Consider the following 21,980-nt stretch of genomic DNA (forward strand, 5'->3'; position numbering starts at 1 on the left):
TCTGATTCAATAGCGTTGAATTAAACACGCATTGGCATGACAACATAGGTCTGATCCTGTTGTGCCGGATCATGCACCAATACCGACTGGTTGGCTTCAGTCATGGTCATGGCGACATCTTCACCATCCAACACATTCAGCACATCAAGCAGATATTGTGCATTGAAAGACATTTCCATCGGTGCATCTGCATACTGAATGGCTAAATCTTCAATCGCTTCATCTTGCTCCGGGTTATTGGCACGCAGCTGCAAAGAATCGGCACCAAAATTCAGGAACACGCCACGTAATTTCTCATTACTGAGAATGGCCACACGTTGCAAGGATTGCTTGAATACGTCATGCGCGATCAATACGTTTTTATCGCCACCACGTGGAATCACGCGACGGTAATCCGGGAATTTTCCATCAATCAATTTAGTCGTGAAACGAACGGTAATATCGCCCTGCTCTTTATCACGACTCGGGGTACTAATGGTCACATTTAACAATTCACGACCAATCAATAAAGACAATTGCTCATCTTCAATGCTGAGCAGACGCTGTAACTCTGCGACTGCTTTACGAGGCACAATCGCCTGGATAGGCTGAGTTGCAGTAGATTGTGCAACAGTTTCACACAGCGCAAGACGGTGACCATCAGTCGTTACAGCACGCAACTGATTTTGGTCAATTTCAAGCAGTGTTCCGGTTAAATAAAAACGTACATCCTGTACCGCCATTGCAAAAGCCGTTTTTTCAAACAGGCGTTTTAATTCGCGCTGAGTCACGGTCACTTGCGTACCCTGGGCATTTTCGGTACTTAACAACGGGTAGTCTTCAGCTGGCAAAGTCCCCAGTACAAAGCGGCTATTGCCCGATTTTAAAACACAGCGATCTTCGGTAATTTGCAGGTCAATCAATGCCGCAGCAGGCAAGGATTTACAGATATCCATCAGTTTACGTGCCGGTACAGTGGTTTCACCCGCCTGCAGGCAAGCGCCTTCAGCCAGGGTGGTACTGGCCACCAGTTCCACTTCCAGATCAGAACCGGTAATGGTTAAGGATTCATTATTTACTTGAATTTTGACGTTAGACAGAATGTTTAAAGTATGGCGACGTTCAACCGCTCCTACGACATGTGACAGAACATTAAGTAAGCTTTCTTTCGCGATTTTCAAACGCACGGTACATTCCTCTAACAACTGAAGATGAAAATAAATAAATGTGTTTTTTAGCAGTGTACTATGCGGCAGAATATGCCGCATTGCAAGAATAGAATTTGATCAATTCAGATCAGCTTTGCAACAGCCGTTGCAGGTTTTTATAGTCTTCATTAAAGATCGGATCTTCTTCCCGAAGGCTGATCACTTTTTCACAGGCATGCATTACGGTACTGTGATCACGCCCACCAAAGGCCATGCCAATTTCGGGAAAACTGTCCCCGGTCAGTTCACGTGCCAAACCCATGGCCAGCTGACGTGGACGGGCATAAATACGGGTCCGCTTGGGACCGACAATTTCTTTTAAAGGAATACGGAAATATTCACTCACCACGCGCTGGATATTTTCAGTACTGATGGTACGGGCACGGATGGCCAACACATCTTTTAAGGATTCACGCACGACATCCAGATCGATCGGCGTGCCTTTAAAACGGGAAATCGCCACCACCTTGTTCAGCGCACCTTCCAGCTCACGAACATTGGCCACCACTTGCTGAGCAATAAACAGGGCACAGTTACGCGGCAACTCCACTCCACTGCTTTCGGCTTTTTTCAGCAAAATTTCAATTCGGGTTTCAATATCCGGTGGCTCAACTCCAACTGACAATCCCCAGGAAAAACGTGAAACCAGACGTGCATCCAGTTCCGTCAATTCTTTGGGATAACGGTCGGAAGTCAGAATAATCTGTTTCGATTCATCCAATAGCGCGTTAAAAGTATAAAAGAACTCCACCAAGCTGGCTTCTTTACCGGCCAGCAAATGAATATCATCCACCAGCAACAGATCGAGCGAGCGGCAATTCTTTTTAAACTCTTCCACTTTGCCTTGCTGTAAAGAGCTGACAAAATCCTGTACAAAACTCTCGGCCGTCATGTACATCACCCGTGCATTGGGTTTGGCCTGTAACAGGGCATTGCCGACAGCTTGCATGAGGTGGGTTTTACCCAAACCGGTCGGTCCGTATAAAAATAGCGGGTTATGCTGTGAAGCGCCCAACTGAGTTAACACTTTACGGCATGTTTCAGCTGCCATCTGGTTGGAACGGCCTTCAACAAATAGTGAAAAAGTAAATAAGGGATTGAGTAAACGTTTACGGCTGTTTTTACTGCCGGTTTCATCTTTTTCTTTTTTCGGTTTGGAAACAACTGCCGGAACAGATTGCAATGCAGCCGTGGTGGTTGCTGGCTGTTCATTGGCTGACAAGATTGCACCCGGACGTGAATCCACCAGAATCTCGACTTTACGTACCCGGCCTTCAGACATCTGTTCAGCCAAAATCGTAATCAGCTCCAGATGATGCTCCTGAATATAGCGGGTCCAATACGGATTGGGTGCATAGAGTCTTAAAGTATCATTCAGCTCTTCAGCAACCAGAGGGCGAATCCACATGGTAAAGACATTTCCCGAAAGCTCTTGTCGCAAACGAGTTAGACAGTCTGTCCAAAGCATGTGAAACCCCTATTCATTCCATTGTTAGTAAAAAAATCATGCGAGCCCGACCGAGCGGGTCGCCATTCTATCGAAGTTATCCACATCTGTCATGGCAAAATTCAGGAAATATCACTCAAAAAAGCAAATTTCCGATTAAATTTAAATTTAAATCATGGTGTGGATAAGTTTATCCGCAAGCTGTGGATAAAATATAGCACAAAGTTATCCACAAATTAATAAAATCATAAAAACATATATATCCACAATTTAAATTTATGTTTATTAAAAATAAAATATGCTTTTCCACAAAAAAAACCCACCCTAATAATAATAAATTTAAATTTATAAATTTGAATTTATTTATAGAAATGCGGTTTTGTGGGGATAACTCTAAAAAGTTATAAATTTAAATTCATTACCCAACACAATCATGTTTATTCACAACAGCCTGTGGATAATATTGTGAGTATTTCTGTTTATAACTTATGTTGTTTTATTAATCAATAATTTACACTGTGTATAAAATAGATACAATTTTTAATAATCTAACGATATGCTCAATCCGTCAATCTTGTAAAAACCGGCTTATTTTGAAAGAAAGTTTGTTTTTGATTGACAGCTCACTGAATGAACACTAAAATCGCGAACCTTCATAGAAAGATCATTTTTGGAGTTTCAATATGAAACGTACATTCCAACCATCAGAATTAAAGCGTAAGCGTGTTCATGGTTTCCGTGCTCGTATGGCTACTAAAGCTGGTCGTCAAGTATTAGCTCGCCGTCGTGCAAAAGGTCGTCATAGCTTAACTGTTTAATCTGTTAACGCTATTACGATTTTGGGTGTTATGACACTTTATGGCTTCAGCACAGATGTACGTATACGCTGTGCTGCCGATTATAAAAGTGTGTTTGATGGTGCGCTTTTTAAAGTGCATCAACCCCATTTTCTATTTCTTGCAAAAAATTCCGAACAGCCGAAAAGCCGTTTGGGTATTGTTGTTGCGAAGAAGAAAGTGCGTCGTGCACATGAAAGAAATAGAGTAAAACGTCTTGCTCGTGAAAGTTTTCGCCTGCATCAGCAGCAATTAGATTTATTAGATATTGTGGTCATGCCTAAAATGGGCATTGAAGCAGTGCCTAATGCAGAATTGCAGCAGCAATTACAATTTGCTTGGCAGAAATTGCAACGCCTTGCCAAAAAGCATAAAAAGATAGCTCCCTCCCCACAAAAGTAGAGAAGGCCAATGGTACGTTTACTGCATTGGTTGATTCGATTCTATCAGATCGCGATTAGTCCTTTATTGGGACCTCGCTGTCGTTATATTCCAACATGTTCTCAATATTCTTTGGAAGCAGTCCATACTTATGGGGCTCTGCGTGGTGCGTGGTTAGCTACTCAGCGTATTTGTCGTTGTCATCCTTGGGGGGGCTCAGGTTATGATCCGGTACCGCCAAAGGCAATTCGTTTTATTTCATTTCAGCAAATAGATTCTCAAACGCTTCACGTTGTTGTACCCTTTCGTGATCGTTTATTGAACCGAAATCACTCTAACTACTTGGGATAATAGATATGCAACAATGGGCCAGGTTTGCAATTCTAGGGGCCATGTTTGTCGTCGCATATTTGCTTATTTTGGCTTGGCAAAAAGATTATGGTCATGCAGAAACTCAACCGCAGCAACAAACTGCCGTTGTTTCACATGAAGTATCTGCAGATTTGCCAAATGGTCAAACCGCTGCTACTGCGTCTGACATGCCTCAAGCGAATATTGCGACTCAGCAAACTACAACAGATGCCACTGCACCTGTAAGTCAACAGCTTATTTCAGTACAGACTGACCTTTATCATCTTTGGATTAATCCTAAAGGTGGTGACATTGTTCGTATTGAATTATTGAACCATGATAAAGATAAAGACAGTAATGCGCCGTTCGTGATGCTGGAAAGCGATGCTCAGCGCACCTATGTGGCTCAGTCTGGATTGATTGGTTTAAATGGACCAGACAGTAACCGCAACGGTCGTCCGGTATATGAGATTGAAAAAGCGTCTTATACCTTGGCAGATGCCAAAGCGGAAAAAACCAAAGATGGTCAAGCGGTTAAAGTTTTATCGGTACCGATGGTCTATAAAACTGCTGATGGTGTCGAGATTATTAAGACCTTTAGCTTCAAACAAGGTGAATATCCGATTAGTGTCAGCCACAAAGTGGTGAACCGCAGTAGCCAGAACTGGCAGGGCCAGATGTTTGGCCAGATCAAGCGTGATAATTCGGATGATCCAGGTAAATCTTCCCAAGGTATTTTCACCCTCGGCACATTCCTGGGCGGTGCGTGGGGAACGCCAGATGAACATTATAACAAGCTGAAATTTGACAACTTCAACGATGAAAAGTTGAATGTGGAAGCCAAAGGCGGCTGGGTTGCTGTGGTGCAGCATTATTTTGTCAGTGCCTGGATTCCGGGGGATATTAAACTGACTCAAGCCAATGGTCAGCCTTATAGTGCCAAACTGGAATCTCGCCAATCTACCGATAACATGAACATTATTGGTTTCACTTCACCGACCATGAATGTACCTGCCGGTACCACGGCGGAAGTGGATGCGACCTTCTATTCTGGTCCTAAAATTCAGTCTGAATTGAAAGACCTCGCTGTGGGCCTGAATCAAACTGTAGATTATGGCTGGTTATGGCCAATTGCCAAATTATTGTTCCTGGGCCTCCAATTCTTCCATAACATTGTGGGCAACTGGGGCTGGTCAATTATCCTGTTGACCGTATTGGTCAAACTGATTCTGTGGCCATTGTCGTCCAAGAGCTACCGTTCGATGGCGAAAATGCGTGTGATTGCTCCTGAAATGCAACGCATGAAAGAAGAGTTCGGTGAAGACCGTATGCGCTTCTCGCAAGAAATGATGGCGCTGTATAAGCGTGAACAGGTCAATCCATTATCGGGTTGCTTGCCATTGCTATTGCAAATGCCGATTTTCCTGGCCTTGTACTGGGTATTGATGGAGTCGGTAGAACTTCGTCATGCACCATGGTTAGGCTGGATTCAAGATTTGTCTGCAATGGATCCGTGGTTTATCCTGCCGTTACTGATGGGCTTAACCATGTTTATCCAGCAGTCCTTAAATCCGCAACCGGCTGATCCGATGCAGGCGAAAGTCTTCAAGATCATGCCGATTATCTTCACCGTATTTATGCTGTTCTTCCCTGCGGGCTTGGTGTTGTACTGGATTGTCAACAACAGTATTACCATCTTGCAGCAAGGTCTGATCAACAAAGGTGTCGAGAAAGAACGCGAAAAACGTGACGTTGTTTAAGTAACGACTGATTGCGAATAGCTGAATAAATCCGCTTAAGATGGTAATCTTAGGCGGATTTTTCTTTGGCTGTGATTTGGGATTTTTTAGGTGAATTTTATGCAAAACCTTACTACGATTGCTGCGATTGCAACTCCGCCCGGACGTGGTGGCGTGGGGGTAATTCGTCTGTCGGGTCCAAAATCTTATGCCATTGCTGAAGCTTTAACCCAAAAAGCCCTGCCTAAAGCCCGTTTTGCCGGTTTCCGCCAGTTTTATGATGCGGCCGGTGAAGTCATGGATGAAGGCTTGGCCATTTGCTTTCCTAATCCCCACTCGTTTACCGGTGAAGATGTGGTGGAGTTGCAGGGTCATGGTGGTCCGGTGATTCAAAATGCCCTGCTCGGCCGTTTGCTGGAACTGGGTGCAACCGCTGCCAAAGCCGGTGAGTTTTCCATGCGTGCCTTTGAAAATGGCAAACTGGATCTGGTTCAGGCCGAAGCGATTGCCGACCTGATTGATGCCACCTCCCAGGCCGCTGCGCGTTCTGCGGTACGCTCCTTGCAAGGTGCCTTTTCTACCCGGGTCAATACCGTGCTGGAGAAATTGATTCACCTGCGCCTGCATGTGGAAGCTGCTATTGATTTCCCGGAAGAAGAAATCGACTTTTTGGCAGACGGTAAAATTTTAGCCCTGCTGGAAGATGTGCAAAGTTCTGTCGCTGCCGTTCAGACCTCGGCACGCCAAGGCCAGCTATTGCGCGAAGGTTTGCAGGTGGTGATTGCGGGTAAACCGAATGCGGGTAAATCTTCCCTGCTGAATACCCTGGCGGGCAATGAACGCGCCATTGTGACCGATATTGCCGGTACCACCCGTGACGTCTTGCATGAAAAAATCACCTTGAATGGCTTGCCGATTACCCTGATCGATACCGCAGGTTTGCGTGAAACCGGTGATGTGGTGGAAAAAGAAGGCATCCGCCGCGCGATTAAAGAAATTGAACAGGCCGATTTGTTGCTGCTGGTCTATGACTTAAGCCAGGGCGAAGATCCGCTGCAGTTGGCGCAAAACTATTTTGCTGAACATCTGGAACCGCGCCGTTTAATGCTGATTGCCAATAAATGTGATTTAACTGGAGCAACTGCTGCAATGGGTGATTATCAGGGTTTCCGTCATATTACCGTTTCTGCCAAGCAGGAAACCGGAGTTCAGTCACTCATAGAGGCGATTACAGCGCATGCAGGCTTCCAGCCGGAAGAAGATACCTTTATTGCCCGTACGCGTCATTTAGACGCAATGAAGCGCACTCAGGCCTATCTGGCAGAAGCGCGTGAACAACTGGTGGTGTATAACGCAGGCGAGTTGGTGGCGGAATCCCTGCGACTGGCTCAAAATGCCTTGGGCGAAATTACCGGGGACTTCAGTGCAGATGACTTATTGGGCAAGATTTTTGGTTCATTCTGTATCGGAAAGTAATTTCAATTTAAGCCTATATTCTAATAAGTTCCAATAGATTACTATGTAAATTAAATAGCATTAAGTTTTAATTACTTAGTGCTTTTTTTATGTCATTTGATGATTCATTATCGTCTAAACCTGGATCGAATGGCATGATATTTTACTCGGCTATACATACCTCACTACATAGAAGAATATCTTAATGAAAATTTGGGCAATTCAATTCTGCCGAGAGTGAATACAAGGCGTTCAATAGATCTCTTTCATAAATCAAAAAATGTTCAATATTAGTTTTTTAAATTAGCACGGCCTCATTTGTTGGTGTTAATTTTTTTTACTTTCTCGTAGGCAATCTTTCTACTTTTGAAAGGTCAAAATGAGGATCTCAAAATATATTTTGAGTCCGCAAGAAAAACCTTTTGTTTCCCATACACGACATCCTGAGCCAGTTTTAAGCACTGCTTTAAAATGCAGCGCAAGGGATGGGAAACGTGTGGCATTCATGCCACACTCATGAATCTAATATCGACTAAAATCTATTTTAAATTTTAGCTTTACGAACAATTTTTAGTTTTTAAAATGATTTATGCAAGAAGTCTAATAGTATTAAGCCTACAACCTGGACTTGTGAATCAGACAATTAAAACTGAGAATAATTTTTTATCATTGAGGCAATGTGGACAGATGTTGATATTAGAAAGTAAGAGATAATATCTCTTATGGAGGTGGTGAATGTTTGATGTCATGTTTTTGCGTGAATTATTAATTTCCTGGGTTCATTTCCTCCAATTATTTTTAGAAATGATTTCCGTGGTGTGTGTAATCATTGGCTTGATCAAAACCTCAATGGTGTTCATCCAGCTTAAATCAGGTCGCACAGCACGTTATTGTTTTGGAGACTGGCTTGCCACTGCACTTGAATTTCAGCTCGCCGCTGATATTTTAGCCACCACTGTCGATCCAGATCTGGATAGCTTGATTAAATTGTCCATCATTGCCGTAATTCGTACTTTCTTGAATTACTTCTTAATTAAAGAGCTTGAACATCAACCTACGCAGGGAAAATGAGGTGAGGGAAAGACTAAATATAAAAACAGCTCTGCATTTGCTTTAATGATTTATCTTCATGGGGCTTACATTTCCATGAGCGCCCTCGCTATTCCGTTTTTAGATCTGGTTTAAGCAAAGTGTTTTTCTGCCTTAATTTTTTATGCCAAATTAATAAATATAGACAGAGTAAACAGAACGCGGCACAAAAACTGAGCACGCCTGCGTTTAAACCGAAATGATCGGCAAGATAGCCCACCGCAATAATGGGTAAAATGGTGCCTAAATATGCGACAAATAAATAGGTCGACATTACTGCAGCTCGATTGTGTGGATTGGTCATGGCGTGAATTAAGCCAAATGCCCCGATCAGGGCTAATCCATGCCCAACGCCAAGCAGTACATCACTGATGAAAAACAGAAAACTCCAGTGTAAGTACATACATAAACCCAAAATCAATAAACTGAACAACAGCGTATACAGCCCATAATTCAGGCATTTTCTTGCAGGAATCGATCTGGAAAAATACTGTACCATTGCAGAAATCAGCAGAATGCAGGTAATGGCCAGTCCACTGACCAAAGGACCATGCCAGGGAATGATGACCTGTACAAATGAGGGGGAAAGCGAAGCGAATAGGCTGAACGCTGCAAAGGCGCAAAAGGCAGTCAAACCGGTAATATAAAATTCAGGACGGAATTGTGCTTCAGGACGTTCTAAACGGGGTGCAATTGAAAAAGCTTGTGCGGTAAATTCAGGCTGAGGCAGACGTAACAAGCCTATAAAACACAACACTGCCCCGATAATAACCGGAATATACGGGGTAAATAATGGGGTGGCAGAAAACTGGGCAATCAGTCCACCGACCAGGGGACCTAAACCAAAGCCAACGGCGGTAATCACCGAGCTGAGCTGTGGTGCATGGCTTTTATGCGATTCAGGAATGCTCCACATCAGTCCAATCAATGCCGATGTGGTCATTAATCCCGAGGCAATTCCGATAATAAAACGCCCCAAAGACAGCCATAGCGCATTATTTGCAAACATGGACAGCAGAAGCCCAACTGTGATGATGACCAAACCCAGTTCTAAGGTTTTTAAAAAGCCAATACTGTTACTGGTGCGGCCTAAAAACAGCAGCGTGGCTAAACAGCCCAACATATAGGTGACAAAAATATAGGTGATATGACTCGGCAGCAAATGCCAAAGTTGCTGATAGATGGGATATAAAGGGCTGGCCAGTGCCGTCCCCATCGTTCCAATACAAAGTGCCAGGCTGACCATTAAAAATGGGCGCCAGGATTGTTGATTTGTCATAGAGTGTCACAAAAATATTTGCCACAGCATTCAAAAGGGCAAATATGGGGAGAAAAAGGAGAATTTAGCGTACTGGCAATCCCTATATAGCGTCAATGGATAAAATGTAAGAAATCTAGCTATAACGTTTTAATAACTGAAGAAATTCTTCCAGTTCTGCTTCATTAATTGCTGTCTGTTCTCCAATCACGTGATGACGCAAATGCGCTTCAATAAGCTCGTTCATCAGGCCATTCACTGCACCTTTAATGGCTGCGACTTGTTGCAAAATGCTGATACATGAATTCTCCGGATGATTTAACGCTTGCTCTACGGCATTGATTTGTCCTTGTAAGCGTTTGACCCGGTTTTGAATTTTCTTGTCCTGATGTAAATGTCCCAACATTATTCTCCAAAAATAAATATACTATAGGGGAGTATATTGAAAAACTAGATTATGCAAAACGCCCCATTCACCCGAACCCACCATCATCAGTTTGATGAAGGCAATCCGCTTGCACAAAAACGTATTTTATTGGCGACCATTCTAACGGCAGTGATGATGCTATTAGAAGTGATTGGGGGCTGGATTTACAATTCTATGGCTTTGCTGGCGGATGGCTGGCACATGAGCTCGCATATGCTGGCGCTGGGACTGGCTTATTTTGCTTACCGTTCCGCACGCCGTTATGCGCAGGATCATCGTTTTAGTTTTGGCACCTGGAAAATTGAAATTTTGGCAGGCTATAGCAGCGCCATCTTGCTGATGGTGGTGGCGGTGTTTATGGCCTTTCAATCGGTTGAACGACTGCTTAACCCGATTGATATTCTTTATAATCAAGCCATTCCGATTGCAATTCTGGGCCTGGTGATTAATTTAATCTGTGCGTGGTTGCTGCATGATGATCACCATCACCATCACCATCACCATGATCATGCTCACGAAAATGAACATACTCATACCGAGCATGACCTGAACCAGAAAGCCGCCTTTATGCATGTGGTTGCCGATGCGGTGACTTCAGTCTTTGCCATTATTGCGCTGTTTGCTGCCAAGTATTTGAATTGGACTTTTCTGGATGCCTTATTGGGTATTATCGGAGCCATTCTGGTAGCAAAATGGGCTTGGGGATTGATCAAGGAAACTGGAAAAACCTTGTTGGATGCAGAAATGGATCATCCTGTGGTAGACGAAATTCGCGAGGTGATTGCAGAATTTCCAGTAGTAGAAATTACCGATCTGCACGTCTGGAAAGTGGGTAAAGGTAAATTTTCCTGTATTTTAGCTTTGGCCACCGATTCCAGTTTGAATGCAGACCAGGTTCGTGAGGCCTTATCCACTCATGAAAAAATCGTACATGTTTCGGTGGAAATTAATCCGCGATCAGTTAATGTTCCACGTGAAACCTTGCTGGGTAAATCTGTGGGTTTTCAGTAAGGCGAGCTAAAATTTTAAGATGAGCTGGCTAGTTTTTGGGTAGAATCAGCGGGAAGGATTTTAAAGCAATGAGCAAAACAGATGATTAAAAAAACATTGGCATGTGCCTTGATGAGTTTTATTTCCACTTTAACTTTGGCAAATGTCGATACGGTGAAAACTAACCTGAGCAAGCAGCATCCCAAACTGAACATTGAAAATATTCAAGCCACCGAAATGAAAGGGATTTATAGCGGCTCAATGGATGGCCAAGTGGTGTATTTGGGGGAAGATGCCCAACATATTCTGGTCGGTTCCATGTTCCGGTTAAGTGACCAGAAAAACCTGACCAAAGATTTAATACTGAAGCAGAACAGTATTGACTGGAAAAAATTGCCGTTACAGGATGCGGTCAAAACCGTGCGAGGTAATGGTAAACGCCAGATCGCGATCTTTTCTGACCCAAATTGCCCATATTGTAAACAGCTTGAGACTGAACTAAGCAAATTAAAGAACGTGACGATTTACACCTTTATTTACCCCATTAAAACCCAATCTGTGGCGGTTTCCAAACAGGTATTTTGTGAGAAAGATCCAGCTTTGGCCTGGTCAAATTTGATCGCTAAAGGGATTAAACCTGGTGCCAATAAAAGCTGTGCCAATCCGATTGAGCGTAATTTAAGTTTAGGTAAAACTTTAGGTTTAACCGGGACACCCGCCATTATTTTCTCCAATGGCTTTAAAGTCATGGGTGCCTACCCTGCCCAGGAAATTGAAAAAATCTGGAAAGAACTGGGTTTATAAAATAGATTTGCGCTGATGCAAGAAACGATAAAAAAACACCATGTACGGTTAATGCTGATCAGTTAAGGAGTTTAGAAATAAACTCTTTAATTTTTTAGTAATTCATGGCGGAGTCTTACCGTTTTAAATCAATTCCTTGCAGCTCATTTGTTACTTTGGTTTTGCCCTGAGAAGCACTGCTTCGTAAGACCAAAGGCATCTTGCGGAGCAATGCTCCTCACCGCAAAACTCGTCAGCCACTATCAACTAACAAATTTGTCGCAGAAACAATCGTTTTTTAATATAGTCCGGCCTCAAACAGTTGCGGATGACTTTTCCCATATATTAAATACAGTCATGAATTTAAAAAAGAAAATGTCAGTCAATTTCTTAACTGACTGGCATTACCGTGTACGGTGCTTTTTTTATGGCTGACTGCATAATTCGACAGGATATTTAACCCCTGGAATTCTTGGTCACCAGATTATAAAGAAACAGAATAATGATGGCCCCGATCACCGAAGCAATAAAACCTGCTGCAGAGTTTTCACCATACAGCCCGAGCAAGCGTCCACCATAAGTAGCCAATAATGAACCTGCAATACCGAGCAAGGCAGTAATGAAGAATCCTGCCTTATCATCACCCGGATGAATAGCGCGTGCAATTAAACCTGCAATAAAACCGACCACGATAGCAACGATAAGTGACCACATCAGTCTTCTCCTTTTGTTATCATTTATTTACTTTCAATTCGCTTTCATTTTTATAATTAATCATTTATCAAATACGAAACAGATGAATCCTGCTAATAACTGTTGTTTTTTTGTGCCGCGTGCAATTTAAAGCATAAAAAAGTGGCCTTCGGCCACTTTAAGTATCTTTGCTTAGTCTTATAAACCAATTTCACCAATAAATGGAATATGGCGATATTTTTGATCATAGTCCAGGCCATAACCGACAATAAATTTATCTTCCACTTCAAAGCCCAGGAATTTCACTTCAAGTTCAATTTCACGGCGTGAAGGTTTGCTGATAAGCGTACACAGTTCAATAGAGTTGGGACCGCGAGTGCTCAGGATTTCCAGAACTTTGCTCAGGGTATTACCAGAGTCGATAATATCTTCCACAATCAGCACATCTTTACCGCGAATTTCGCCGTCTAAATCTTTTAGAATTTTGACATCACGGCTTGAAACCGTACCGCCACCGTAACTGGATACGGTCATAAAATCGAGTTCATGTGGCTTGCTGATTGCGCGACATAAATCCGCCATAAAAATGACAGAACCGCGAAGCAAGCCAATCAGCACCAATTCTTTGTCACTATTGGCATAGTGAGCATCAATTTTTGCACCAAGCTCTTTGACTTTGGCTTGAATTTCTTCAGTTGAGATCATCACACTCATATGAACGGTCATGGGGAGATACCTAAAAGCAAATCAAAAAATAAAAAAGGTGTTGACCAGCAACACCTCTAAAGTTGTTTTAATTTTAATACATCTGTTTAAGAGATGCATCTTTTTTGCGCTTGTAAATCTCATCAGGCCTTGTGCTGCACCGTATCACGTTTCAGTAAAAATGCACACACCAGGGCAATTCCACTCCACACAATGATCTTTTTAGCGGATTTTTTCCTCACTTCACTTTTTGACATAGGCTGCTGCTCCATAAATATAGGTGGCATGAATATTACGGTCATCGCCCATGGTCATCAGGGCAAACAAAGCATCTTCAATGCTTTTAGCATGTTCCTGACGCAGTGCCTGCAGTGCAGTGGCTTTTAAATCCAGCACAATAAAATCGGCTTCTTTGCCCAGGTTAAAGTTACCCAGTTTATCCTCCAGATCCAAGGCTTTGGCGCCGCCCAAGGTCGCGTGATACAGAGACTCGAATGCCGAGAGTTTATCGCCCTGAAGCTGCTGTACTTTATAGGCTTCATTCAAGCTTTGCAGTTGGCTGAAGGACGTGCCTGCGCCAATGTCTGTGCCCAAACCGACTTTGACCTGTTTTTCCCAGGTTTTTTTCAAGGGAAATAAACCACTCCCCAAAAATAGATTTGAGGTCGGACAAAAGGCAATGGCCGAGTCGGTGTCATGCATACAGTCCCACTCGGCATCCTCCAAATGTACGCAGTGGGCAAATATCGAACGCTGCCCGGTTAAACCATAATGGTGATAGACATCCAGATAGCCTTTTTGCTCTGGAAATAAATCTTTGACCCAGGCGATTTCATTCTTGTTTTCACTTAAATGGGTATGCACATACACATCGGGATACTCCCCTTTTAGCTGCCCTGCTTTGGCCAGTTGTTCTGGCGTCGAGGTCGGTGCAAAACGTGGGGTAATGGCATACAGGTTGCGGCCTTTAGCATGCCATTTTTCAATCAATGCCTTAGAGTCCTGATAAGCGGTCTCTGGCGTGTCACACAAATCTTCTGGTGCATGACGGTCCATCATCACTTTGCCGGCAATTAAACGCATTTGATACTGTTCTGCGGCTGCAAATAAGGCATCGACCGATTCCGCATGTACTGTACAAAAAACCAAAGCTGTGGTGGTGCCGTTTTTTAATAATTCCTGGACAAAAAACTGCGCAATTTTGTCGGCATAAGCTTTGTCTTTAAACTGCAATTCCGTCGGAAAAGTATAGGTATTCAGCCATTCGAGCAGCTGTTCCCCATAGGCCCCGACCATCTCGGTTTGCGGGAAATGGATATGGGTATCAATAAAACCTGGCACAATCAGCTTGTCGGGATAATGATGCACTTCAACATCAGCCGGAACATGCTGCTGGCCGCTTTGCCAGTCGCCAAACCAGCGAATTTTGCCATTTTCGGCAATCAGTAAACCATCTTCTACATATCGCACTTGGTCGTGAATATCACGCGCTTGGGCAACCGTATTCTGAATATCTAGGAAGCGACCGCGAACCGCCGTCGTTGCAACTACAGAAGACATTGAAAACCTGCAATTTTGAATTTTTTCGATTGATTGTACCTGAAATTTTGCCCTTAAACCCGATCGGATGGGTTTCATGCTCTCCCCTGTGCGATGCATGGAGCGGCATGCTCAAGGATGAAAAACTGTATGGATAACTATCCCGTCGCTTGAAAGATGGGCAATAAAAAAGCCCTCCATCGCAGCGATGAAAGGCTCGGTCATTTGAATGAAAATTAAAGTTGCTGTTGCTGCTTGTTGTAGCGAATCGACAGCCATGCGGTAATGGACAGGACAATCACAATAAAGCTGAGCGATATCCAGATTGGCATGTGGAACACATCCAGCATCAGCATTTTAAAACCGATAAACAGTAAAATAACCCCTAGGCCATAAGGCAGGTAATGCATTTTAGAGGCCGCCCCGGCCATTAAGAAGAACATGGCACGTAAGCCTAAAATCGCCATCAGGTTAGCGGTTAACACAATAAAGGGATCGGTGGTGACTGCAAAAATTGCCGGAATAGAATCGACTGCGAAAATGACATCGGAACCTTCAACCAAAACCAGCACTAAAAATAAGGGGGTGGCCCATAACACGCCGTTTTGACGCACGAAAAAGTTATGCCCGTCCAGATGTGGCGTAATACGCATATGTTTACGTAACCACTTGAGTAGGGCAATGTTTTCAATATCCGGATTATCTTCATGGCCTTTCAGGAATTTAAAGCCGGTATAGACCAAAAAGGCACCGAAAATGTAGAGAATCCAGGAGAATTCTTGCACGAACCACGCGCCAATAAAGATAAAGATGGTACGTAAAACAATCGCGCCGAGTACGCCATAAAGCAGCACTTTACGCTGTAAGGCAGGAGGGATGGCAAAGGCTGCAAAAATCATTAACCAGACGAATACATTATCAATCGCCAGCGATTTCTCTAACAGATAACCCGCAAAAAACTCCATGGTTTTTTGATTGGCTAAGGCCACACTTGCAGTTTGCTGCAAATACAGCCATAAACCGCCTGCAAACAGGACTGAAGCAGTAACCCAGGCCACACTCCAATAGGCGGCTACCTTCACTTTAACGGGCTGGTCTTCGGTGTGTTTAAAACCAATAAAGTCGACAATCAGCATGACTGCTATCATCAAAAAAAAGGCCAGGTACAATCCAGGGTTGCCAATGGATTCCATAAAAATCTCCACATCTGACAACTGGCCATAAAAAAACCTTGACCTGTTGCCAGATGATTTAAAAATCTCTGTCAACATGATCAAGGTCTTGCCTACATCTGAATATCTATATTTTGTAAATTCAGATGCTCAGATACCGACTTTTTGCAAAGTGTAATGACGATATTCTGACACCTGATCTTTGAGTAAGATTAAAAGATCAGGTCTGGAGGAGGCTACTCCCCTTGTTCAACTTAATTTTGTTTTGGATTTCATCCAAATGTGGCTGAAGAATCGCATATTTATGTGAATTGTGCAAATTTTATCTATTCACAATGTTTTAAAATAATCTACTTTTAACGTATTCTGGTTTCAGTCAAATAAAAAGTGAGGACTAGCGATGCAGTTTCAACACCACGATAATGGCCAACAAGGTGAATTTTTTACTTTGAATGATGCAGGTCAACGAATTGCGGAAATCACTTATATCTGGACTGGTGAGCATAAAATTATCGCCAACCATACTTGGGTGGATGATTGTTTGCGTGGCCAAGGCGTAGCACGAAAATTGCTAGATGTTTTAGTTGAATTTGCCCGTCAAAAACGATTGAAAATTGTGCCCACCTGTTCTTATGTCGATGTGATGTTTAAACGTGATCAGAGTTTGGCAGACGTTGTCGCCTAAGTTTAAAAAGTGATTTAAAAAGCCCAATTTTTTGGGCTTTTTTATGTTTTGAACCTACTGATCCAGATCAATAATAACTTTCATGGCCTTCTGGTCTGCGGCATGTTTAAACACATCATAAGCTTTCTCAAATTCAGCAAATTTAAAATGATGCGATGCCAGTTTTTCCATCGGCAATTTTCCGGAACAGCAGGTTTTAAGGAGCATGTCTGTAGTATTGGCATTCACCAGACCTGTGGTGATGGTCAGGTTTTTAATCCACAACTTGTTGATTTCAAAATTGACCGACTTGCCATGGACCCCGACATTGGCCAGATGCCCGCCTTCTTTCACCACATTTTGACAAATATTCCAGGTGGGTTCTGCACCTACGGCTTCAATCGCGCAATCTACGCCCTGCCCTCGGTAATGTCCAAAATGCGCTGAATGGCATCTTCTTGAGCTGAATTGATGGTATGGGTTGCACCCAATTCCTTGGCCAGTGCCAAACGGTGATCATCTGTATCGACTGCAATAATGACAGAAGGCGAATAGAATTGTGAGGTCAGCACGCAACCCATCCCGATTGGTCCTGTGCCGATAATGGCAATACTATCACCGGGTTTTACATTGCCATATCGCACGCCAATTTCATGTGAAGTTGGCAGTACATCGGATAAAAACACCGCGACATCTTCATTTAAGCCTTCAGGTAAAAGGTAAAGCGAAGTGTCGGCAAAAGGGGTCCGTACATATTCCGCATGGGCACCATCGATCATGTAGCCCATAATCCAGCCTCCGCCATTCTGGCAGTGGGAATACAGTTGCTTTTGGCAGTTCTCACAGATACCGCAGTGGCTAATACAGGAGATAATGACCCGATCGCCTTTCTTGAATTTTTTGACTGCGGAACCGACTTCTTCAACAATACCGATACCTTCATGACCTAAAATACGGCCATTAAACTGTCCGGTTAGGGTTTTGGCATGTTCCTGTATTTCAGGGTTTTTACCTTTCCAGATGCCTAAATCGGTACCGCAAATGGTGGTTTTGGTGACTCGGATCACCGCATCATCGGGATTAATAATTTGGGGAATCGGGCGCTCTTCAAAGCGGATATCATTTTCGCCGTAATAGACCATTGCTTTCATTGTTGTCATCAGCTTATTCCTTTGTTATTTCATCTCTTTCACACTATCAAATTAATCTCCTCTTTAAAAAAATTAAAGCAGAATATTTAATTAGAGGAACACTGAATGATGATAGGAAGAAAGAAGTTAATCAGATGCCCTGCCGTATTTATAGGACGTTGAAGTATTGAGCATGAATACGCAGAGTTTGTATATCTAAGCTAGCAATAGTAGTTGACAAAGTCATTACTCAGACAGCTTTGCTTACAGAATGATGTGATTTCAACAAAGCCTGAAATTGTGGGCTTACAGCAATATGTTTAGCTTGATCGGCTCTCATAAAATGTCAGGACAGATTAGACAGATTTTGCCTGTTCTATCTGCCTGATCAATCTCTTAAAACAGATTTATAGGGTTTGGATTTTAACAGGTATTTTTTACGGGACTGGACCAGGTGGGTCAGGGTGACGCCCAGCAAGGCGGTCATCAGCATCATTTCAAGCATTTTATACTGTTCGAGCCACAGAAAAGGCAATGCTAAAATAACCAGACTCACCATTAAATAAAAATGCTGCTGTACCCAGAATTTAAGCGAGATTCCCAACAGGCAAGATGAAATTGCGATATTCAGCATTTCTTCCACACCGAAGCGGTGTAACACAATAATAAAGCTTAAGTAAAGGCACAATAATCCAGTCATGATAAAAACTTTTTTAACATGCTTATCTCCTGATTTTAGAAAATTGTTTATTTTTTATTTGTTTAACTTTAAGTTAATAGCATCTCATTGAAAAATTAAGCCGTCCTGATCAAATGAGCATGTAAGAATAAAATTACATTTGATTAAAAAACAATCAATTATGGTAGGGGCTTAGGATATTGAGCCGTGAAAGAAAAACGGACGATTACAAAGTTGTATAAGTCAAAATAGGAATTTTTATGCTGATTCAATTATGTTATGCCAGTAGTCGTGTTGAATCCGGCAATGATCTATTACAGGATTTAAGTGACATTTTAGCGACGGCACGATCTTTTAATCAGGCACATGATATTTATGGCGTGCTTTATTATGCTGAAGGCATTTATTTTCAATGTCTTGAAGGTGAAAAACAGCAGCTGGAAGGCTTATTTTCAAAGATCAGTCAGGATGCTCGCCATCATCAGATTCAGCGTTTTCCTGACCATAGGATTGAGCAGATTCATTTTAAAAAATGGTCGATGAAATATGTTAACCAGCATGGCAAGATCAGCAGATTATTCAAAGCAATAGGCTTGGAGAAATTCCAGCCGCACCAGTTGCATGCTGAGGAAATGAGCAAGTTTCTTCGTTTATTGCTTAAAATGGAAGAAGCCCGGCATGAGGTTCAACCCAGAACCGGTCTGACTAAACGGGGCTATCAAAATTATTTTTAAATAAAAAGCCCACAGGACGTGAGCCTTTTAATATTCTTGGATGAGCAGTTGAAGTGCAACCTCTACGCTTTTAACGCACTAATCAGTTTCTGGTGTAAGCCGCCAAAACCGCCATTTGACATAATCACTACAGCGTCGCCCTCGCCTGCTTCTGTGGTCACCGTTTGAATAATGTCATCCAGCGAACGTGCCACCACGGCTTTGTTCGGTGCAGCGTCAATTACGGGCTGTAGATCCCAGTCCAGCCCTTCCGGTTGATACCAGATCACTTCATCGGCCAAACGTGCCGAGTGTGCCAGGCCCTCTTTATGGCTACCCATACGCATGGTATTGGAACGTGGTTCAATAATGGCCCAAAGTTTACGTTCACCCAGGCGTTTGCGTGCGCCGTCCAGCGTAGTTTCAATCGCGGTCGGATGATGGGCAAAGTCGTCATACACCTCAATGCCTTTTACCGTATCCAGCAATTCCATACGGCGTTTTACCCCGCCAAAGTTTGAAAGTGCTTCACATGCAGTTTCAATGGCAACACCCACGTGTTCAGCTGCTGCAATGGTCGCCAGGGCATTGGCCACACTGTGCTGTCCGGTCATATTCCACTGAACGATGCCTTTGACCACACCATTTTCCAGTACCTTAAAGTGCGAGCCATCTGCGGACAGTTGTTCGGCAGAAAGTGAGGCTTTGTCATTGGCATCCAACGAAGTGCGAACCACAGGGGTCCAGCAGCCCATTTCCAGAACTTCATCAATATTGCTTTCAGTGATTGGGGCAATAATGCGGCCTTCGCTGGGAATGGTCCGCACCAGGTGATGGAACTGTTTTTGAATGGCGGCCAGATCATCAAAGATATCGGCATGGTCAAATTCAAGGTTATTTAAAATTGCGGTTTTAGGATGGTAATGCACAAACTTGGAACGCTTGTCGAAGAAGGCAGAATCATATTCATCGGCTTCTACACAGAAGTATTTACCGCCACCTAAGCGTGCGCTTTCACTAAAACCTAGGGGCACGCCACCAATCAGGAAACCCGGGTTTAAACCGGCCTGATCCAGTACCCAAGCCAGCATGGTCGTCGTTGTGGTTTTACCATGGGTTCCTGCAACACCCAGCACATGTTTGCCTTGCAAAACATGATCGGCCAAAAATTGCGGACCTGAAATATACGGTAAACCCTCATTTAACATATATTCCACAGCATCAATGCCACGCTTCATGGCATTACCGACAATGACCAGATCCGGATGCGGCTGCAAATGACTGCGGTCATAACCCTGCATCAAGCTGATGCCTGCATTTTCCAGTTGGGTCGACATGGGTGGATAGACGTTTGCATCTGAACCCGTCACCTTATGTCCCAAATCACGCGCCAAGAGTGCCAGCGAGCCCATAAAGGTGCCACAAATACCCAAAATATGCAGATGCATGCGTTTTAACTCCACTGCTTTTTAGACACATCACGTTGTTGTTGGTGGTGTTGTCATGATTTATTCAATTTGAAAGCAACGATATCAAGGGTTTTGCGGAAAAGATAGTCTTTCTTGTATCTATTCCCGGCATTACATCCAGTAGTTTAGGAGGCTTTGGGATCGGGATTTCTCCGAGCTAAAATCAGTCAGGAAATCACATGCTTTTTTATGGTAAAAACGTAAAATATTTGCAGTTATTCCAGATGAACTGACTATGTACTTTGCCCTGCTGCTTTTAATTATTTCCAACTGCTTTATGACTTTGGCCTGGTATGGTCATCTTAAATTTTTACATGGGGCGCCAATCTGGCAAGCAATTTTATTTGGCTGGGTGATTGCCCTGCTTGAATATAGCTTTATGATTCCGGCCACTCGCCTGCTTGCCCAACAAGGCTGGGCCGTGGGACAAATGAAGATTACCCAGGAAGTGGTGACCTTGCTGGTGTTTGTGCCTTTTATGATTTTTCTGTTTAAACAGCCTTTTAAACTGGATTATGTGTGGGCAGGTCTCTGTTTGGTGGGCTGTATTTATTTTGTATTCCGTAGCCAGTAAATTGGCCACTGCCCTATTTTCAGCGATTTCTATAAAAAAAATGAAAATATCCGCCTGCTTGTGCTGTTAAATTTTGGTGAGATGAAAAATCAGTCTATAATATCGGGCTTGTGATTCATTTAAAACTTGGCTCTTGTCGAGATTTATCCTTCCTTACATTCGTTTATGGAACATTTGCAATGAATGCGGCTGCTGCAGACACTCAACCTCTCGTTGGAATTATCATGGGTTCCCAATCTGACTGGGCAACTCTGGAACACACTGCCAATATGCTGAAACAGCTTGGCGTCCCATTTGAAGCGGAAGTTGTTTCTGCACACCGTACTCCAGACCGTTTATTTGAATATGCGGAAACAGCGCGTGAGCGTGGCATTCAGGTAATTATTGCCGGTGCTGGCGGTGCAGCGCATCTTCCAGGCATGTGTGCGGCAAAAACCGATTTACCTGTTCTGGGTGTACCGGTGAAATCTTCAATCCTCAACGGTGTAGATTCATTGCTTTCGATCGTGCAAATGCCAGCCGGTATTGCAGTGGGTACCTTGGCAATTGGTCCTGCCGGTGCAACCAATGCCGCCATTATGGCAGCACAGATTTTAGGTCTGACACGTCCTGACATTGCCAAAAATGTTGCTGAATTCCGCGCTGCGCAAACTGAAAAAGTGGCAAGCAAAAATATTCCTGGTCAAAACTAAAGCCAAG

The 21,980-nt window shown here is 43.3% G+C and carries 23 protein-coding genes and 1 pseudogene; 12 read left to right on the plus strand and 12 right to left on the minus strand.

Features of this window, described 5'->3' with window-relative positions; genetic code table 11:
• Window positions 1-20: 20 nt before the first annotated feature.
• Together dnaN and dnaA are read right to left on the minus strand one after the other, a co-directional pair.
• Window positions 21-1,166, minus strand: coding sequence for a DNA polymerase III subunit beta (gene dnaN, locus ACPUEY_RS09535; protein ID WP_425121915.1), 1,146 nt, complete (start codon window positions 1,164-1,166; stop codon window positions 21-23).
• Window positions 1,167-1,275: 109 nt separating this feature from the next.
• Entirely contained in the window at window positions 1,276-2,655 is a 1,380-nt protein-coding gene (dnaA, locus tag ACPUEY_RS09540; protein WP_092820947.1) for a chromosomal replication initiator protein DnaA, read from the minus strand.
• A gap of 662 nt (window positions 2,656-3,317) precedes the next feature.
• On the opposite strand from dnaA, the gene rpmH reads away from it, so the two are divergent.
• The 5 genes from rpmH (at window position 3,318) to mnmE (ending at window position 7,417) form a co-directional block, all read left to right on the plus strand.
• Complete coding sequence (gene rpmH / locus ACPUEY_RS09545) at window positions 3,318-3,452, plus strand: 50S ribosomal protein L34 (RefSeq protein WP_000831329.1); 135 nt, start codon at window positions 3,318-3,320, stop codon at window positions 3,450-3,452.
• A 30-nt stretch (window positions 3,453-3,482) separates the two neighbouring features.
• Window positions 3,483-3,872: a ribonuclease P protein component gene (gene rnpA / locus ACPUEY_RS09550; protein ID WP_092820945.1), complete on the plus strand. Its 390-nt coding sequence runs from the start codon at window positions 3,483-3,485 to the stop codon at window positions 3,870-3,872.
• Window positions 3,873-3,881: 9 nt separating this feature from the next.
• Window positions 3,882-4,202, plus strand: a complete 321-nt coding sequence (gene yidD / locus ACPUEY_RS09555) for a membrane protein insertion efficiency factor YidD (RefSeq protein WP_092820943.1) — start codon at window positions 3,882-3,884, stop codon at window positions 4,200-4,202.
• Between the two features lie 5 nt (window positions 4,203-4,207).
• A complete protein-coding gene (gene yidC / locus ACPUEY_RS09560) occupies window positions 4,208-5,962 on the plus strand; it encodes a membrane protein insertase YidC (RefSeq protein ID WP_131273576.1) in 1,755 nt (584 codons plus the stop codon).
• 99 nt (window positions 5,963-6,061) lie between these two features.
• Window positions 6,062-7,417: a tRNA uridine-5-carboxymethylaminomethyl(34) synthesis GTPase MnmE gene (gene mnmE / locus ACPUEY_RS09565; RefSeq protein ID WP_425121917.1), complete on the plus strand. Its 1,356-nt coding sequence runs from the start codon at window positions 6,062-6,064 to the stop codon at window positions 7,415-7,417.
• 339 nt (window positions 7,418-7,756) lie between these two features.
• Here the strand turns inward: mnmE and ACPUEY_RS09570 are convergent, their stop codons facing one another.
• On the minus strand, window positions 7,757-7,903 hold the full coding sequence (locus ACPUEY_RS09570) for a hypothetical protein (protein WP_425121918.1): 147 nt from the start codon (window positions 7,901-7,903) through the stop codon (window positions 7,757-7,759).
• A gap of 228 nt (window positions 7,904-8,131) precedes the next feature.
• On the opposite strand from ACPUEY_RS09570, the gene ACPUEY_RS09575 reads away from it, so the two are divergent.
• Window positions 8,132-8,467 (plus strand): DUF1622 domain-containing protein, encoded by a 336-nt coding sequence (locus tag ACPUEY_RS09575; protein ID WP_425121920.1) that lies wholly within the window; start codon window positions 8,132-8,134, stop codon window positions 8,465-8,467.
• A gap of 88 nt (window positions 8,468-8,555) precedes the next feature.
• Here the strand turns inward: ACPUEY_RS09575 and ACPUEY_RS09580 are convergent, their stop codons facing one another.
• On the minus strand, window positions 8,556-9,764 hold the full coding sequence (locus ACPUEY_RS09580) for an MFS transporter (protein WP_425121921.1): 1,209 nt from the start codon (window positions 9,762-9,764) through the stop codon (window positions 8,556-8,558).
• A 115-nt stretch (window positions 9,765-9,879) separates the two neighbouring features.
• Window positions 9,880-10,146: a metal/formaldehyde-sensitive transcriptional repressor gene (locus tag ACPUEY_RS09585; RefSeq protein WP_092820981.1), complete on the minus strand. Its 267-nt coding sequence runs from the start codon at window positions 10,144-10,146 to the stop codon at window positions 9,880-9,882.
• 54 nt (window positions 10,147-10,200) lie between these two features.
• On the opposite strand from ACPUEY_RS09585, the gene dmeF reads away from it, so the two are divergent.
• On the plus strand, window positions 10,201-11,181 hold the full coding sequence (dmeF, locus tag ACPUEY_RS09590; protein WP_425121922.1) for a CDF family Co(II)/Ni(II) efflux transporter DmeF: 981 nt from the start codon (window positions 10,201-10,203) through the stop codon (window positions 11,179-11,181).
• A gap of 81 nt (window positions 11,182-11,262) precedes the next feature.
• Entirely contained in the window at window positions 11,263-11,964 is a 702-nt protein-coding gene (locus tag ACPUEY_RS09595) for a DsbC family protein (RefSeq protein WP_425121923.1), read from the plus strand.
• Between the two features lie 435 nt (window positions 11,965-12,399).
• Here ACPUEY_RS09595 and ACPUEY_RS09600 read toward each other — a convergent pair whose 3' ends face one another.
• The 4 genes from ACPUEY_RS09600 to ACPUEY_RS09615 form a co-directional block, all read right to left on the minus strand.
• Complete coding sequence (locus ACPUEY_RS09600) at window positions 12,400-12,657, minus strand: GlsB/YeaQ/YmgE family stress response membrane protein (protein ID WP_092820933.1); 258 nt, start codon at window positions 12,655-12,657, stop codon at window positions 12,400-12,402.
• Window positions 12,658-12,834: 177 nt separating this feature from the next.
• Window positions 12,835-13,362 (minus strand): hypoxanthine phosphoribosyltransferase, encoded by a 528-nt coding sequence (hpt, locus tag ACPUEY_RS09605; RefSeq protein ID WP_092820932.1) that lies wholly within the window; start codon window positions 13,360-13,362, stop codon window positions 12,835-12,837.
• Window positions 13,363-13,584: 222 nt separating this feature from the next.
• Entirely contained in the window at window positions 13,585-14,901 is a 1,317-nt protein-coding gene (gene guaD, locus ACPUEY_RS09610) for a guanine deaminase (RefSeq protein ID WP_425121924.1), read from the minus strand.
• A gap of 215 nt (window positions 14,902-15,116) precedes the next feature.
• Entirely contained in the window at window positions 15,117-16,073 is a 957-nt protein-coding gene (locus tag ACPUEY_RS09615) for a TerC family protein (RefSeq protein WP_425121925.1), read from the minus strand.
• A gap of 379 nt (window positions 16,074-16,452) precedes the next feature.
• On the opposite strand from ACPUEY_RS09615, the gene ACPUEY_RS09620 reads away from it, so the two are divergent.
• Window positions 16,453-16,737 carry a GNAT family N-acetyltransferase gene (locus tag ACPUEY_RS09620; protein ID WP_261182900.1) on the plus strand — a complete coding sequence of 95 codons (285 nt, stop codon included), beginning with the start codon at window positions 16,453-16,455 and terminating at the stop codon, window positions 16,735-16,737.
• Between the two features lie 54 nt (window positions 16,738-16,791).
• Here ACPUEY_RS09620 and ACPUEY_RS09625 read toward each other — a convergent pair.
• Window positions 16,792-17,876: pseudogene (locus tag ACPUEY_RS09625) on the minus strand (zinc-dependent alcohol dehydrogenase family protein).
• Window positions 17,877-18,234: 358 nt separating this feature from the next.
• Complete coding sequence (locus ACPUEY_RS09630) at window positions 18,235-18,546, minus strand: hypothetical protein (protein WP_425121926.1); 312 nt, start codon at window positions 18,544-18,546, stop codon at window positions 18,235-18,237.
• 239 nt (window positions 18,547-18,785) lie between these two features.
• On the opposite strand from ACPUEY_RS09630, the gene ACPUEY_RS09635 reads away from it, so the two are divergent.
• Window positions 18,786-19,259, plus strand: a complete 474-nt coding sequence (locus ACPUEY_RS09635) for a BLUF domain-containing protein (protein WP_425121927.1) — start codon at window positions 18,786-18,788, stop codon at window positions 19,257-19,259.
• Window positions 19,260-19,321: 62 nt separating this feature from the next.
• Here the strand turns inward: ACPUEY_RS09635 and mpl are convergent, their stop codons facing one another.
• A complete protein-coding gene (gene mpl / locus ACPUEY_RS09640; protein WP_092820925.1) occupies window positions 19,322-20,686 on the minus strand; it encodes a UDP-N-acetylmuramate:L-alanyl-gamma-D-glutamyl-meso-diaminopimelate ligase in 1,365 nt (454 codons plus the stop codon).
• A gap of 256 nt (window positions 20,687-20,942) precedes the next feature.
• On the opposite strand from mpl, the gene ACPUEY_RS09645 reads away from it, so the two are divergent.
• Window positions 20,943-21,281 carry a DMT family protein gene (locus ACPUEY_RS09645; RefSeq protein ID WP_092820924.1) on the plus strand — a complete coding sequence of 113 codons (339 nt, stop codon included), beginning with the start codon at window positions 20,943-20,945 and terminating at the stop codon, window positions 21,279-21,281.
• A gap of 179 nt (window positions 21,282-21,460) precedes the next feature.
• Entirely contained in the window at window positions 21,461-21,973 is a 513-nt protein-coding gene (gene purE, locus ACPUEY_RS09650; protein ID WP_131273565.1) for a 5-(carboxyamino)imidazole ribonucleotide mutase, read from the plus strand.
• Window positions 21,974-21,980: the final 7 nt, after the last annotated feature.

The sequence above is a fragment of the Acinetobacter sp. G11 genome, assembly GCF_049808495.1.
Classification (GTDB): Bacteria; Pseudomonadota; Gammaproteobacteria; order Pseudomonadales; family Moraxellaceae; genus Acinetobacter; species Acinetobacter kookii.

Excerpts from the sequence above, each read along its gene's own strand:
- ACPUEY_RS09600 (WP_092820933.1), bottom strand. The coding sequence starts at position 12,657 with ATGTGGTCACTTATCGTTGCTATCGTGGTCGGTTTTATTGCAGGTTTA.
- ACPUEY_RS09570 (WP_425121918.1), bottom strand. The coding sequence starts at position 7,903 with ATGAATGCCACACGTTTCCCATCCCTTGCGCTGCATTTTAAAGCAGTG.
- ACPUEY_RS09635 (WP_425121927.1), top strand. The coding sequence starts at position 18,786 with ATGCTGATTCAATTATGTTATGCCAGTAGTCGTGTTGAATCCGGCAAT.
- ACPUEY_RS09595 (WP_425121923.1), top strand. The coding sequence starts at position 11,263 with ATGATTAAAAAAACATTGGCATGTGCCTTGATGAGTTTTATTTCCACT.
- purE (WP_131273565.1), top strand. The coding sequence starts at position 21,461 with ATGAATGCGGCTGCTGCAGACACTCAACCTCTCGTTGGAATTATCATG.
- yidC (WP_131273576.1), top strand. The coding sequence starts at position 4,208 with ATGCAACAATGGGCCAGGTTTGCAATTCTAGGGGCCATGTTTGTCGTC.
- mpl (WP_092820925.1), bottom strand. The coding sequence starts at position 20,686 with ATGCATCTGCATATTTTGGGTATTTGTGGCACCTTTATGGGCTCGCTG.
- ACPUEY_RS09630 (WP_425121926.1), bottom strand. The coding sequence starts at position 18,546 with ATGACTGGATTATTGTGCCTTTACTTAAGCTTTATTATTGTGTTACAC.
- ACPUEY_RS09580 (WP_425121921.1), bottom strand. The coding sequence starts at position 9,764 with ATGACAAATCAACAATCCTGGCGCCCATTTTTAATGGTCAGCCTGGCA.
- hpt (WP_092820932.1), bottom strand. The coding sequence starts at position 13,362 with ATGACCGTTCATATGAGTGTGATGATCTCAACTGAAGAAATTCAAGCC.
- dnaA (WP_092820947.1), bottom strand. The coding sequence starts at position 2,655 with ATGCTTTGGACAGACTGTCTAACTCGTTTGCGACAAGAGCTTTCGGGA.
- rpmH (WP_000831329.1), top strand. The coding sequence starts at position 3,318 with ATGAAACGTACATTCCAACCATCAGAATTAAAGCGTAAGCGTGTTCAT.
- ACPUEY_RS09615 (WP_425121925.1), bottom strand. The coding sequence starts at position 16,073 with ATGGAATCCATTGGCAACCCTGGATTGTACCTGGCCTTTTTTTTGATG.
- dmeF (WP_425121922.1), top strand. The coding sequence starts at position 10,201 with ATGCAAAACGCCCCATTCACCCGAACCCACCATCATCAGTTTGATGAA.
- guaD (WP_425121924.1), bottom strand. The coding sequence starts at position 14,901 with ATGTCTTCTGTAGTTGCAACGACGGCGGTTCGCGGTCGCTTCCTAGAT.
- rnpA (WP_092820945.1), top strand. The coding sequence starts at position 3,483 with ATGACACTTTATGGCTTCAGCACAGATGTACGTATACGCTGTGCTGCC.
- ACPUEY_RS09620 (WP_261182900.1), top strand. The coding sequence starts at position 16,453 with ATGCAGTTTCAACACCACGATAATGGCCAACAAGGTGAATTTTTTACT.
- mnmE (WP_425121917.1), top strand. The coding sequence starts at position 6,062 with ATGCAAAACCTTACTACGATTGCTGCGATTGCAACTCCGCCCGGACGT.
- yidD (WP_092820943.1), top strand. The coding sequence starts at position 3,882 with ATGGTACGTTTACTGCATTGGTTGATTCGATTCTATCAGATCGCGATT.
- ACPUEY_RS09575 (WP_425121920.1), top strand. The coding sequence starts at position 8,132 with ATGTTTGATGTCATGTTTTTGCGTGAATTATTAATTTCCTGGGTTCAT.
- ACPUEY_RS09645 (WP_092820924.1), top strand. The coding sequence starts at position 20,943 with ATGTACTTTGCCCTGCTGCTTTTAATTATTTCCAACTGCTTTATGACT.